At 72.6% G+C, this 12,818-nt stretch carries 13 protein-coding genes and 1 pseudogene; 5 read left to right on the top strand and 9 right to left on the bottom strand.

Annotated elements, in window-relative coordinates:
• Positions 1-11: 11 nt before the first annotated feature.
• On the bottom strand, positions 12-869 hold the full coding sequence (locus tag SM573_RS13670) for a 3-hydroxyacyl-CoA dehydrogenase family protein (protein WP_474612537.1): 858 nt from the start codon (positions 867-869) through the stop codon (positions 12-14).
• A 166-nt stretch (positions 870-1,035) separates the two neighbouring features.
• Here SM573_RS13670 and SM573_RS13665 point away from each other — a divergent pair, with 166 nt between their 5' ends.
• Both SM573_RS13665 and SM573_RS13660 read left to right on the top strand, forming a co-directional pair.
• A complete protein-coding gene (locus tag SM573_RS13665; protein ID WP_474612536.1) occupies positions 1,036-1,332 on the top strand; it encodes a hypothetical protein in 297 nt (98 codons plus the stop codon).
• 157 nt (positions 1,333-1,489) lie between these two features.
• Entirely contained in the window at positions 1,490-1,873 is a 384-nt protein-coding gene (locus SM573_RS13660) for a PPOX class F420-dependent oxidoreductase (RefSeq protein WP_474616206.1), read from the top strand.
• A 59-nt stretch (positions 1,874-1,932) separates the two neighbouring features.
• On the opposite strand, the gene SM573_RS13655 is transcribed toward SM573_RS13660, so the two are convergent.
• Together SM573_RS13655 and SM573_RS13650 are read right to left on the bottom strand one after the other, a co-directional pair.
• Positions 1,933-2,142, bottom strand: coding sequence for a BldC family transcriptional regulator (locus tag SM573_RS13655; protein WP_007073996.1), 210 nt, complete (start codon positions 2,140-2,142; stop codon positions 1,933-1,935).
• A gap of 251 nt (positions 2,143-2,393) precedes the next feature.
• Positions 2,394-3,233, bottom strand: coding sequence for a DUF8083 family protein (locus tag SM573_RS13650; RefSeq protein WP_474612534.1), 840 nt, complete (start codon positions 3,231-3,233; stop codon positions 2,394-2,396).
• 172 nt (positions 3,234-3,405) lie between these two features.
• On the opposite strand from SM573_RS13650, the gene SM573_RS13645 reads away from it, so the two are divergent.
• Positions 3,406-4,488, top strand: a complete 1,083-nt coding sequence (locus SM573_RS13645) for a Glu/Leu/Phe/Val family dehydrogenase (RefSeq protein WP_474612533.1) — start codon at positions 3,406-3,408, stop codon at positions 4,486-4,488.
• 305 nt (positions 4,489-4,793) lie between these two features.
• Positions 4,794-5,009, top strand: coding sequence for a DUF3073 domain-containing protein (locus SM573_RS13640; protein ID WP_474612532.1), 216 nt, complete (start codon positions 4,794-4,796; stop codon positions 5,007-5,009).
• Between the two features lie 135 nt (positions 5,010-5,144).
• On the opposite strand, the gene amcA is transcribed toward SM573_RS13640, so the two are convergent.
• From amcA to SM573_RS13615, 5 genes are all read right to left on the bottom strand, one after another.
• Positions 5,145-5,381, bottom strand: a complete 237-nt coding sequence (amcA, locus tag SM573_RS13635; protein WP_474612531.1) for a multiple cyclophane-containing RiPP AmcA — start codon at positions 5,379-5,381, stop codon at positions 5,145-5,147.
• Complete coding sequence (gene amcB / locus SM573_RS13630) at positions 5,350-6,453, bottom strand: cyclophane-forming radical SAM peptide maturase AmcB (protein WP_474612889.1); 1,104 nt, start codon at positions 6,451-6,453, stop codon at positions 5,350-5,352. Before amcB ends, amcA begins: the two co-directional genes overlap by 32 nt.
• A 130-nt stretch (positions 6,454-6,583) precedes the next feature.
• Positions 6,584-7,738 (bottom strand): phosphoribosylformylglycinamidine cyclo-ligase, encoded by a 1,155-nt coding sequence (gene purM, locus SM573_RS13625; RefSeq protein WP_474612530.1) that lies wholly within the window; start codon positions 7,736-7,738, stop codon positions 6,584-6,586.
• Between the two features lie 62 nt (positions 7,739-7,800).
• Positions 7,801-9,342, bottom strand: a complete 1,542-nt coding sequence (gene purF, locus SM573_RS13620) for an amidophosphoribosyltransferase (protein WP_474612888.1) — start codon at positions 9,340-9,342, stop codon at positions 7,801-7,803.
• A 170-nt stretch (positions 9,343-9,512) separates the two neighbouring features.
• Entirely contained in the window at positions 9,513-9,836 is a 324-nt protein-coding gene (locus SM573_RS13615) for a sterol carrier family protein (protein WP_474616360.1), read from the bottom strand.
• Between the two features lie 132 nt (positions 9,837-9,968).
• Between SM573_RS13615 and SM573_RS13610 the strand changes: the two are divergent.
• Positions 9,969-11,976: pseudogene (locus SM573_RS13610) on the top strand (carboxypeptidase-like regulatory domain-containing protein).
• An 83-nt stretch (positions 11,977-12,059) separates the two neighbouring features.
• Here the strand turns inward: SM573_RS13610 and SM573_RS13605 are convergent.
• Complete coding sequence (locus SM573_RS13605) at positions 12,060-12,815, bottom strand: 2-phosphosulfolactate phosphatase (RefSeq protein WP_474612529.1); 756 nt, start codon at positions 12,813-12,815, stop codon at positions 12,060-12,062.
• Positions 12,816-12,818 lie beyond the last annotated feature (3 nt).

Here is a 12,818-nt window from a genome sequence, read left to right as displayed (position 1 = left end):
ACTCCTCGCGCTCACCGCTTCACGCCGCCTTCCCAGGTGTAGAAGCCCTGCCCCGACTTCTTGCCCAGCCGACCGGCGGCCACCATCTCCTCCAGCAGCGGGGGCGGCGCGAAGCGGTCCCCGTAGGCGGCCTGGAGGGTCCGGGCGATGTCGAGCCGGACGTCCAGCCCGACCAGGTCGGTGAGCTCCAGCGGCCCCACCGGGTGCCGGTAGCCGAGCACCATGGCCTTGTCGATGTCGGCGGGGCTGGCCACCCCGTCGGCGACCATCCGGATCGCCTCCAAGCCCAGCGCGACGCCGAGCCGCGATGTGGCGAATCCCGGCATGTCGCGTACGACGACGGGGTCCTTCCCCAACCGTCCGGCGAGCGCGACCGCCGCCGTGGTGCTCTCCTCGGAGGTGGCCGGGCCAACCACGATCTCGAGCAGTGGCATCGCCCAGACCGGGTTGAAGAAGTGCAGCCCGAGGAAGCGCTCCGGCCGTGCCAGCCCGGCGGCCAGCTCGCCGATGGCGATGCTTGACGTGTTGCTGCCGAGCAGCGCCGGGCGCAGCGCCTCGGCGTCGCGCAGCACGTCACGCTTCAGGTGGAGCCGCTCCGGCACCGCCTCCACCACCACGTCCGGCTCCTCGGCGACCTCCGCGAGGGCGGCGCGGAGAGTGACCCGCGCCCGGCCCGCCGCCGACTCGTCGACGGTCATCCTGCCCCGCTGCACGGCCCGTTCCCACAGCTCGCCGAGCCGGGCCACCGCCGCCGCGCCCCGGTCGGGGTCGACCTCCACCAGCTCCACGGCGTGCCCGGCGCCCGCCGCCACGTACGCGATGCCGAGCCCCATCGTGCCGGCCCCGACCACCACGAACCGATCGCTCACCACGCCTCCCCGCTGCGGCCGGCGGCGACGCGGGGATCGCCCACGGCCGACGGCTCGCTCCACTCGCTCATGGTGCGACCCTAAAGAGCCCCGACCGCGACGCCCCGCGTGGGGGCGCGGCGGATCGGGTACGACAGGGCCGTCAACTTCACGGAAGGACCAGCCGATGACTGAGGCAACGGAGGACGTCGCGGGTACGGAGGCCGCCGGCACGGTGGAGACCCGCGGGGACGAGCGGGTGGACCTGCTGCGCGCGGACACCAACAACGACGGCCGGACCGACGTGTGGGTGGCGGACACCGACGGCGACGGCAAGGCCGACCTGTTCCAGTTCGACACCGACCACGATGGCGCGGTGGACATCACCATGGTGGATCTCGACGAGGACGGCACGCCCGACGAGGTGGTCGACGGTGACGGGGGGCTACCGCCGGAGCAGCTGCCCCCGACCGTCCAGGTCTGAGTCGCGAGGCAGGACTCCCGGAGGACGGGTCGTCCACATCGGCCGACCGCCGGGAGTCCCGCCGCAGCTCAGCGGCCATGCGCCGGCGGGCGGCACGCCGTCACGCGGTTCGCGCTATCCGGCCGGTCAGTCAGCCGTGCGGCCGTATTCTTTCGGCGTGGACACCCTGGACCGCCTGTCGGCGGAGAAGTACATCCTGCTGACGACCTTCCGCAAGGACGGTCGGGCGGTGCCGACGCCGGTCTGGTCGGTCCGGGACGGCGACGGGCTCGCGGTGTGGACGGCCGCCGACTCCGGCAAGGTGAAGCGGATCCGCAACAACGGCGCGGTCACCGTCGCCCCGTGCGACGTGCGGGGCCGGCCGCACGGCGGAGCCGTGCCGGCGCACGCCGCGCTCTACGACCCGGCCGGAAGCCGGCGGATCCGTGGGCTGATCAAACAGAAGTACCGGCTGCTCGGGCGACTCACGCTGCTCGGGAGCCGGCTGCGCCGGGGTGAGGGCGGCACGGTGGGCATCCGCATCACCCTCACCGAGGGGTGAACACGGATCAGGGCGGCGGACCGGAGTCCACCGCCCTGATCCACGTACGTGGTGCCGGCTCAGTCGCCCTGACGCTGCTGAGGAATCTGCCCCTGCAGCAGGGCCCTGACCTCCGACTCGCGGTACCGACGGTGACCGCCGAGGGTACGGATGGCGGAGAGCTTGCCCGCCTTGGCCCACCGGGTCACGGTCTTCGGGTCGACACGGAACATCGACGCCACCTCGGCCGGCGTGAGTAGCGGCTCTGGTTCGTGCGTTCGCGATGCCATCGGTCACTCCTCCACATGTATAGACATCGGCCGGGGTCCCGCCGGCCGACGCGTCTCCCATGGTCCGGCTAGTCCCCGATGTCCGACATGGGCCGAACGGCCGAACGTCCCTAGACGGACGGATGAACCATGCCCGATTTATGCGACTTTTATGCGGCAGAAAGTACCTTATTCGGACTCATGATCACGGTTCGTGATGCGTCAACTACGAGCACCCCTCGACTTGGGAGCGCTCACTGGGCGGAATGTCCCTAGTTGCACCGCTCCAGCAGCTGCACCGCCCGCCAGCGGGCCACGAGCTTGTCGTACGCCGCGGAGGCCTCCTCCGCCTCGCCCCGGGAGAGCCCCGCGAGACCGGCCGCCACCAGCTCGGGCGAGTCGTCGGCCGCGAGCGTCTCGTCCGGCAGCAGCTCGACCAGGCCGCCGTAGTCGAGCTCGACGACCGACCGCGGGTGGAACTCCTCCAGCCAGCGGGCTGCCTCCTCGACCGCCTCGGTGATCGGCGCCTCACCCACCGACTTGCGCAGCACCGACAGCGCCCGGGACGACCGCCGCCGGGCCTTGGAGATCTCCGTGCGGTAGCGCAGCGCCCGCCGCTGCGACCCGGTGACCAGGTGCCGCTCCTCCGGATCGAAGAGCACGAACCAGCGCAGCGGCACACCCCAGGTGGCGATCTGCTCGTGCACCCGCGGCACCCCGTGCTCCAGCACCCGGGCGCCGCTGCGCCAGTCCTCCACGACCGCCTTGGCCTGGCCGGCGAGCACCGGGGGCACGAACGCGTCGGCGAGCACCGAGGGCACTCCGTCCCGGGCGCTCAGCGCCGCCTCGGCGACCCGGATCCGCAGGTTCCAGGGGCAGACCAGCAGCGTGTCCTCGACCTCCAGGACGTACGCCTCCTCGGGCAGATCCGGCAGGCGCGTCCAGCCGGCGCCGAGCGCCTCGATCACCGCCGTCCGCTGTCTGCCCGGCCCCTCCACGGGGGCGACCGCCCGCCCCTCGGACACGTAACGCCGCCAGTACGACTGGCGCTCGCGGTCGAAGGCGGTCAACGGCTCGTACACGCGCAGGTAAGAAGCGAAGAGCGACGGCACGGCGCGATCCTCCCACGAACCCCGCCCGGTCCGCCGCCAGCGCCCGCCAGGACACGTGCCGCGGTCTCCGGCGCGGCGGCGGGCGCTATTAGGCTCAACTCACCGGCAGCATCCCCGCCGGCGTCCGTCAGGTCCACGTCCCACAAGGACACACCGACACCAGGAGCCAGTCATGGGCGTATTCGCCAGCACCGACGACCCGGTATCGACCGGCCACGAACAAGTGGTCTTCTGCCAGGACAAGCAGACCGGCCTCAAGGCGATCATCGGGATCTACTCCACCGCGCTGGGGCCCGCGCTCGGCGGCACCCGCTTCTACCCGTACGACAGCGAGGAGTCGGCCCTCGCCGACGTGCTCGACCTGTCCCGCGGCATGGCGTACAAGAACGCGCTGGCCGGGCTGGACCTGGGCGGCGGCAAGGCGGTCATCTGGGGCGACCCGGAGCAGATCAAGACCGAGGCCCTCCTGCGGGCGTACGGCCGCTTCGTGGAGTCGCTGGGTGGCCGCTACTACACGGCCTGCGACGTCGGCACCTACGTCGCCGACATGGACGTGGTGGCCCGGGAGACCCGCTACGTCACGGGGCGCAGCGTGGAGCACGGTGGCGCCGGCGACTCCTCGATCCTGACCGCGTGGGGCGTCTTCCAGGGGATGCGGGCCGCCGCCGAGCACGTCTGGGGCGTCCCGACGCTGCACGGCAAGCGGGTCGGCGTGGCCGGCCTCGGCAAGGTCGGCAAGTACCTCGTGGGGCACCTGCTCGACGACGGCGCCGAGGTGGTGGCCACCGACGTCAACCCGCGGGCGCTGGAGTGGGCCCGGACGACCCACCCGCAGGTCACCCTGGTGGACGACGTCGCGCTCCTGGTCGGTGCGGACATCGACGTGTACGCCCCGTGCGCCCTCGGCGGCGCGCTCAACGACGAGACCGTGCCCGCGCTGCGGGCGAAGGTCGTCGCCGGCGCGGCCAACAACCAGCTCGCCCACTCCGGCATCGAGAAGCTGCTCGCCGATCGCGGCATCCTCTACGCGCCGGACTACGTGGTCAACGCCGGCGGTGTGATCCAGGTCGCCGACGAGATCGAGGGCTTCAACTTCGACCGGGCCAAGCTGCGGGCCACCCGGATCTACGACACCACCCGCGAGATCCTCCAGCTCGCCGACGCCGAGGGCGTGCCGCCGGCGGTGGCGGCGGACCGGCTCGCCGAACGGCGGATGGCCGAGGTGGGCCGCCTGCGCACGATCCACCTGCCCTGACGCGCTGCTCCGGGAGCGGATCGCGCGGATCCGCTCCCGGGCCCGGCGCCGGGCCCGGTGGACCGTTAAGCTGGATGTGGGGGCAATTCGTGCCGTTCTGTCCGGTGTCACGGGCGCTCACCGCAGCGGTCCTTACCGGGTACACTGGGTGACGGCCGGATAACCGCGACGCGCAGTGCCGGCTGACGGTAACCCGAGGTGCCGAACGGTGGCATCCCCATGTACCGTAAGAGCCACGAGAGATGCCTGACGTCATCGGGGCCCGCCTTCGGGCTGCCCCGCATTCTGTGCGAGGGGGTCGAGCCATGGGGCGCGGCCGTGCTAAGGCCAAGCAGACAAAGGTGGCCCGGGAGTTGAAGTACCACTCCCCGAACACCGACCTCGCCGCCTTGCAGCGAGAACTCGGCGGCAGCGGCAAGTCGAACCGCGACTTCGACGACGACTACAAAGAGTATGTCGACGACGATGACGAGGACCACGCGGACGACGACCCCGACACCTGGGTCCGTCCGACCCGCTGACCCCCGGTCACATCTGAGCACGCGGTGAGCCCCGCGTGCTCACGCATGTGCTCCCTGGAAGCGGCGTGCCGACGATGATCAGGGGCCTGCCGAGCGCGATGCGCAGGACGGGCCCCTGATCCCGGTGCCGTGCCCTCAGCGCGGCCGGTTGTTCCAGTTGTAGAACGTCGGGATGTTCTCGAAGTGGTTCCAGGCGCAGACGGCGCCCTCGCCACTCGTGCCCGCCACCTCCGCCCGCAGCCGGCGCGCGGCTTCGGCCTCGCGGAGCAGAGCGACGAGGCCGGGGGCGGCATCCCGCACCCGCTCGGCGACCCCGGTCGGGGCCACACCCGCCGCACCATCAAGCTGCCGGTGACTGGTGGTCTCGGGCATGCTCCAACACTCCCTCCAGTAGGCGGATCTTGCTGTTACGGCAGTGGTCGGTCTCCGTGCCGTCAAAACGCCCCAGCTCGAAGTAGCGGTTCGCGGCGTGGCCGCCGCCACAGAAGCCGAAGTAGGGGCACGTGGAGCGGCACGCCTCCACGCCCGCGAGGAACTCACCGACCCACGGCGTGCGCTCCGCGCCCGCCAGGATCTCGGCCAGCGGGGTCTCCAGGACGTTGCCGCTGCTGAAGTCGCCGTACCTCGGGTCGGTGAAGCCCGCCAGCTCCGGCGAGAGCACGATGACCGAGCCGTCGTGCCCGACCGTGGGAATCGGGTCCAGCTGCCGGGGTAGCACGTCGTCCGCCACGCCGTCCAGGACCGCGGCGGCGTACCGCAGCGACCACTCGACCTCGCGCAGGTGGATCCGGGGGTCCCGGCGCCACGCGGCCACCAGCTCCGCCCAGAAGGCGGTCACAGCCGCCCTGTCGTGGGCGTTGCCGCGGGTGTTGACCCCCTCGGTCTCCTCGATGTTGACGCCGAGAACGTCGCAGCCGAGGTCGAGGAAGTAGCCGTACAGCTCGGTGGCGAGCCCCGGGTCCGGCCGGGAGACGACGGCGAGCGCGGAGAACGGCAGCCCGTGCCGACGCAGCGCCTCCACACCGCGCACGATCCGGTCGTACGCCGGCCGCCCGCCCCGGGTGACCCGGTCGCCGTTGCGCTCCCGCGGCCCGTCGACGCTCACGCTGACCCGCATCCCGTGGGTGGCGAAGAACTCGCACCAGGCGTCGTCGATGAGCGTGGCGTTGGTCTGCACATGGTGCTCGACCTCGGACCCGAACGGCGCGAGCAGGGCGGCCAGGTGCTCCCGGCCGGCGGCCAGGGGCTCGCCGCCGTGCCACACCACCGAGAACCGGCCGGCCGCCGCCCACGGGTTGACCGAGTCGGCCACCGCCGCGGCGACCGACACCGGCATCCGCCGGTCGGCGGCGCGGAACGGGAGATAGCAGTACGCGCAGTCCAGGTTGCAGAGGGTGGTCGGCTGCATCACGACGTACGACGGAACGGCGGCCACACCACGCATTCCGCTGAACGACTGTCCCCGAGCAGCCATCGCCCTCCCTTGCCTGGCCTGAGGGTGCCCTTCAGGCTAGGCGGCGATGGCTACTCGGGTGAACCCCTGATCAGGTGCTCGTATGATCAGCGGAGCGTGATCAGCCGCGGGTGTGCTGCCCGATCATCTGAACGTTCCCGGAACCCTCGATGATCTCGCCGGCCTGCCACGCCTCGACCCCACGGCCGGTGAGCGTGGCCAGCGCGCGGTCCGCGTCCTCGGCCGAGACGATGGCGAACATGCCGACGCCCATGTTGAACGTCGCCTCCATCTCCGGGTCCTCGATCCGACCCTTCGACTGGATCAGGTCGAAGACCGGCTGCGGCCGCCAGGTGGAGCGGTTGACCACCGCGTCCACGTTCTCCGGCAGGACGCGGACGAGGTTACCCGGGATCCCACCGCCGGTGACGTGGGCCAGCGCCCGCACCTCGGCCTCGGCGATCAGCTTCAGGCAGTCCTGAGCGTAGATCTTGGTGGGGGTGAGCAGCTCCTCGCCGAGGGTCCGCTGGCGGCCGAAGTCGTCGATCACCACGTCGAGCCGCATCCGGCCCGCGCCGAGCAGCACGTGCCGCACCAGTGAGTAGCCGTTGGAGTGCAGACCCGAGGAGCGCATGGCGATGACGACGTCGCCGACCTCGACCCGCTCCGAGCTGAGGATCTCGCTCTCCTCGACGACGCCGACGCCCGTGGCGGAGATGTCGTACTCGTCGGGACGCAGCACGCCCGGGTGCTCGGCCGTCTCACCGCCGAGCAGGGCGCAGCCGGCGTACCGGCAGCCGTCCGCGATGCCGGCGCCGATCTCGGCCACCTTGTCGGGCACGACCTCGCCGGTCGCGATGTAGTCCAGCAGGAAGAGCGGCTCCGCGCCGCAGGCCACCAGGTCGTCGACGACCATCGCGACGAGGTCGATGCCGACCGTGTCGTGGATGTCCATCTGCTGGGCGATCACCAGCTTGGTGCCGACGCCGTCGGTCGACGAGGCGAGGATCGGGTTCTTGTACTTCTTGGTGTCCAGCCGGAACAGGCCGGCGAAGCCACCCAGGTCGCCGAGCACCTCCGGCCGGCGGGTCTGCCGCACCTTCGACTTCAGCAGTTCGACCGCGCGGTCGCCCGCCTCGATCGACACACCGGCGTCGGCGTACGAGACCGAGCGTTTGCGCGCCTGGCGACCGGTGCCGCCCGTCCAGGGCTGGCGGTCGCCGCCGGCGCCGGTCGGGCTGGTTCCTGCGCCGCTGCGCTCGGACACGTGCGTCACGGTTCTCCCCTTTGTGGTTCTCGGGTGCGGCGCCGGAGGTGGCCGGGCCGCCCCGGACGGTGCTACGGGCGGTGGACGGTTGCGCCGCCCGGAGTGGCGACGAGCGGAGGGGTGGTGTGCTCGGGGGCGTCCGGGGTGCTCGCGGCCACCCGCCGACCCACCCCCTCGAGCACGTGCTTGCCGATCAGGTTGCCCGCCGGCAGCTCGATGGGGTACTCCCCATCGAAGCACGCCCGGCAGAGTCGGGTCTTCGGCTGCTCGGTCGCCGCGATCAGGCCGGCCAGCGAGACGTACCCCAGCGTGTCGGCGCCGATCGAGCGCCGGATGCCCTCGTTGTCCAGCCCGTTGGCGAGCAGCTCCGCCCGCGTGGCGAAGTCGATGCCGTAGAAGCACGGCCACCGCACCGGCGGCGAGGAGATCCGCACGTGCACCTCCAGCGCGCCCGCCTCGCGCAGCATCCGCACGATGGCCCGCTGGGTGTTGCCGCGCACGATCGAGTCGTCGACCACGACGATCCGCTTGCCCCGCACGTTCTCGCGCAGCGGGTTGAGCTTGAGCCGGATGCCGAGCTGACGCAGGGTCTGCGACGGCTGGATGAACGTCCGCCCCACGTACGGGTTCTTCATCAGGCCCTGGCCGTAGGTGATCCCGGACTCCTCCGCGTAGCCGATCGCGGCCGGCGTGCCGGACTCGGGCACCGGGATGACCAGGTCCGCCTCGACGGGGTGCTCCTTGGCCAGCTGGCGGCCGATCTGCACCCGGGCGGAGTGGACGTTCCGCCCCGCGATGGTGGCGTCCGGGCGGGCGACGTAGACGTACTCGAAGAGGCAGCCCTTCGGCTCCGGCACCGCGAACCGGGTGGAGCGCAGGCCGTCCTCGTCGATCGCGATCAGCTCGCCCGGCTCGACCTCGCGGACCACGCTCGCACCCACGATGTCGAGCGCGGCGGTCTCGCTGGCCACCACCCAGCCGCGCTCCAACCTGCCGAGCACCAGCGGGCGGACGCCGTGCGGGTCGCGGGCCGCGTAGAGCGTCGACTCGTCCATGAAGACGAAGCTGAACGCGCCGCGCAGCTGCGGCAGCACCTCCAGCGCGGCCGCCTCGACCGAGAGATCCGGCCGGCTGGCCAGCAGCATGGTCACGAGGGACGTGTCGTTGGTCGAGCCGTCGGCGGAGAGACCGCGGTCGGCGACCTCGCGCTGCAGCTCGGCCGTGTTGACCAGGTTGCCGTTGTGGGCGAGCGCGATGGTGGTGCCGGCGCTCGTCGACCGCAGGGTCGGCTGGGCGTTCTCCCAGGTCGAACCGCCGGTGGTGGAGTAGCGGGCGTGCCCGATGGCGACGTGCCCGCGCAGGCTGGCGAGAGTGGGCTCGTCGAAGACCTGGGCGACCAGGCCGAGGTCCTTGTAGACCACCACGCCCGAGCCGTCGCTCACCGCGATGCCGGCCGCCTCCTGGCCGCGGTGCTGGAGGGCGTAGAGCCCGAAGTAGGTCAGGTTGGCGACCTCCTCCCCCGGGGCCCAGACCCCGAAGACGCCGCACGCGTCCTGGGGGCCGGGTCGCTGGGGGTCAAGGTCGTGGCTCAGCCGGCCGTCGCCTCGGGGCACCTGCCGCTCCCTCATGCTGGGTCTGTGCGGGCCTGGCGGGATCACGGGATCTGATCCGCACTCCTCGGCCGGGACCACTGGTGTCGCCTGACAGTGTACGCGAATCGCCGTCAATACAGAAAGTCACGATCCGCGTGCGGGTAGTTACCCGGATCTGGACAGGCGCGCAGCTAGAGCGGCAGGTGGGCGGAGAGGTCGGCGCGAGTCCCACTCACGTGCACACGACCCAGAGTGACCGCCTCCGCCCAGTCCAGGCGGCCCGTGGCCACCGACAACCAGGTCTCCGGATCCATCTCCACCACGTTCGGCGGCGTGCCGCGGGTGTGTCGGGGACCGGGTAGGCACTGGATCGCACCGTATGGTGGGACACGCACCTCCACCGATCGGCCGGGCGCACGCTCCGCAAGGGCGGCCAACAGGGCCCGGACCGCGTCCCGGAGGACGGGCCGTTCGGCGGTACGCCCCTCGTCGAGCGCCGACAACGCCGCCGCCACAGCGGCGGACTTAATGTGCGGAGAGGACACGACGGGACGATACGACCCGAGCCGGCGAGAGTCGACGCTGGCCCTGGGTCGCGCCGGGACAGCCAGACAAGGCATAGTGGCCGACGGCGTATTCGAACCGTGATGTTCCCGGCCCGGCGCCCGCCGGTCGGGGAAGTCAGTCCGGAAGGCGGTGGACGTGTCAACACACCGACGTGCCTGGAAGCAGCGGGCCGGTGTGGTCGCAGCGCTGGTTGCCGGCGCCCTGCTCGCCCTCCCCGCCACACCAGCCCTGGCCGCGAAGATCACTTCGGCGGGCGACTCGGTCACCATCGACGCGGGCCGTAGCGGCTCCGTGCAGGTCGAGGTCACGCCCGACGGTAACGAAGAGAGCGCGCAGATCAGCGTCACCGGGCTTCCGCAGGGAGTCAGCTGCACCGGAGGCTGCGGCAGCATCGAGTTCGAGGGCGGCCTGGGCGGCGCGAGGCCGGAGCGGGTCACGTTGACCCTCACGGCGGCCGGCAACGCCCCGGCGGCGAACGGCACGCAGGCGACGATCCGGGTGGAGGGCAGCTCCTCCGACTCCAGGAACCTTCGGGTGACCGTCAAGGCGGCCGCTCCGCCGGAGGTGCAGACGGTCCGTTCGGTCGCCGGCAAGGTGGTCATCCAGGCCAACGGCAACCCGGTGCCGAGCGCGTACGTGATCCTCCAGGACAGCGGCGGCCACAGCTACGAGACGACCACCGACGGCAACGGCAACTTCCGCTTCACCGGCACCAGCTCGAAGCCGATCACCCCCGGCCGGATCGACATCGGGGCCAGCTTCGACGACGTCCGGCAGTTCAAGAGCCTCACCGCCAGCGCCGGACAGGCGATCACCGGTCAGCGGATCAACCTGCCGATCAAGGTGGAGGTGACCCCGAGCGCGACGCCGTCGGCCACCGCCGAGCCGACCGAGGCGCCGACCGAAGAGGTCACCGAGGAAGCCACCGAGGAGACTCCGGAGGCGACCGAGGGCGCGACCGCGAACGCCGCCAACGAGGACTCGGGCGGTGGCTTCGGCTCGTACCTCGTCATCCTGCTCGGCGGCCTGCTCGTGGCCGCCGGCGTCGGCACGATCGTGCTGCTCTGGATGAAGCGCAAGGAGAACCCGGACACCGACGACGACGCTCCGGCCGGTGCCGGCGCGGCCGGGGCCGTGCCCGCGGCGCGTGGCGCGTTCCGCGGCGCCGACGACCAGACCCGCGTGGTGAACCGGGTCGGCGGCGGCGGACCCGACCCGACGATGGTCGCCGGTGGCGCCGCGCTGAGCGAGGCGCCGACGATGATGCACCGCCCGGTGGTCGACGACGTTCCGCCGGACCCGTACGGCGCGCCCCCCGCGCAGCCCTACGGCGGCGCCGGCGGCCCGGGCTGGGCCGGTGGTGGCTACGGCGACGAGCCCGCCGGTTACGGCGCCGGCGGTTACGGTGCCGGTGCCGACGGGGGCTACGGCAACGCCCCGGGCTCTGGCGGCGGCTACGGCGCCGGCGATGGCGCCTACGGCAACGCCCCCTCCTCCGGTGAGGGCTACGGCGCACCTTCGTCGGGCGGCGGCTACGGCAGCCGTGACTACGGTGGCCCATCCGGTACGGCGGCCTTCCCGCCCGCGCCGGGCGGGGCCGGCTACGGCGAGCAGCGCTACGACGAACCGACCGGCCGCTACACGGGCGAGAGCACCCAGTACCCGGCCCCGGCGGACCCGTACGCCACCGGCCTGTACGAGCAGGGGCAGGGCTACGGCCAACCGGAGCCCGCGCCCTACGGCCGGGGTGCGGAGCCGGCCGGGGGCTACGACCAGCGCGGCGGCTACGACGACCGGGGCGGCTACGACCAGGGCGGATACGGCCAGGGCGGCGGCTACGGCCAGGAGCCCCCGACCCAGCGCGGCGGCTACGACGACCGCGGTGGCTACGACCAGGGCGGATACGGCCAGGGCGGCGGCTACGGCCAGGAGCCCCCGACCCAGCGCGGCGGCTACGACGACCGTGGTGGCTACGACCAGGGCGGGTACGGCCAGGGCGGCGGCTACGGCGACCAGGGCGGCCAGGGCGGCCGGGGCCGTGACGGCGCCGACCGGGGTGGTCGCCGGCTGGACTGGCTGGACGACTGACCGAGGGGCCACCGGCCCGGCAGTGCGGGAAACGACAGGGGCCGCCCGGATGTGATCCGGGCGGCCCCTACGCGTGAACGGGTTCAGGCGGCGGAGAAGACACCCTGGCGGAGCACCGGCACGACGTCCGACACGTCGACCTGCACGGCGACCTCCACATCTCCGGCGAAGCCGCTCTCGGCGAGTTCCCGGCCGGAGACGCAACCACGGACCGCCGCCGGGACATCCGGGGTGCTGGCCAGCGCGGCGAGCGCCATGGCCGCCTCGACGGAGAGCCCACCCGGTACGCCGGAGAGCGCGTCCAGCACGCTCGCCGCACCGAGCTGGTCCTCCACGCCGGGGCGCAACGAGCCGTCCGGCCAGCGCTCGCCCGCGGCGATCACCCCGATCGGGGCGTCCGCCGTGCCGTACCCCTGGCGGCGCAGCCAACCACCGACAGCGCGGGCGTTACGCAGGCAGGCCGCCACCACCGGCAGGCCGGTGGCGCTGGCCGCCGCGCTGATCGCCGAGCCGTTGGGCGAGGGCAGCACCAGGTCGGCGACGGCCGGGGCGGCGCTGAGCGCCGCGGGCGACAGCGACCACGGCTGCTCCGGGGTGACCTGCCGGCGGCCCACCGCCACGGTGGCCCCGACCCGGCGCGCGTACTCGGCGGCCTGCTCGCCCCAGGGGAACGGGTGCACCCGCGTCCCCCGGGCGACGGCCACCTCGACGGCGGTGGTGAACGAGAGGACGTCCACCACCACCAGCGCGGCGCAGACCCGGCTCAACTCCGCCGCGCCCGCCAGGCCCCACTCGAAGCGGGCGCCGGCACCGGGCTGGGCGAAGACCGCCAGGGCCATCGC

It is taken from the genome of Micromonospora xinjiangensis, assembly GCF_056150165.1.
This window is presented reverse-complemented; position numbering and strand designations above follow the sequence as displayed.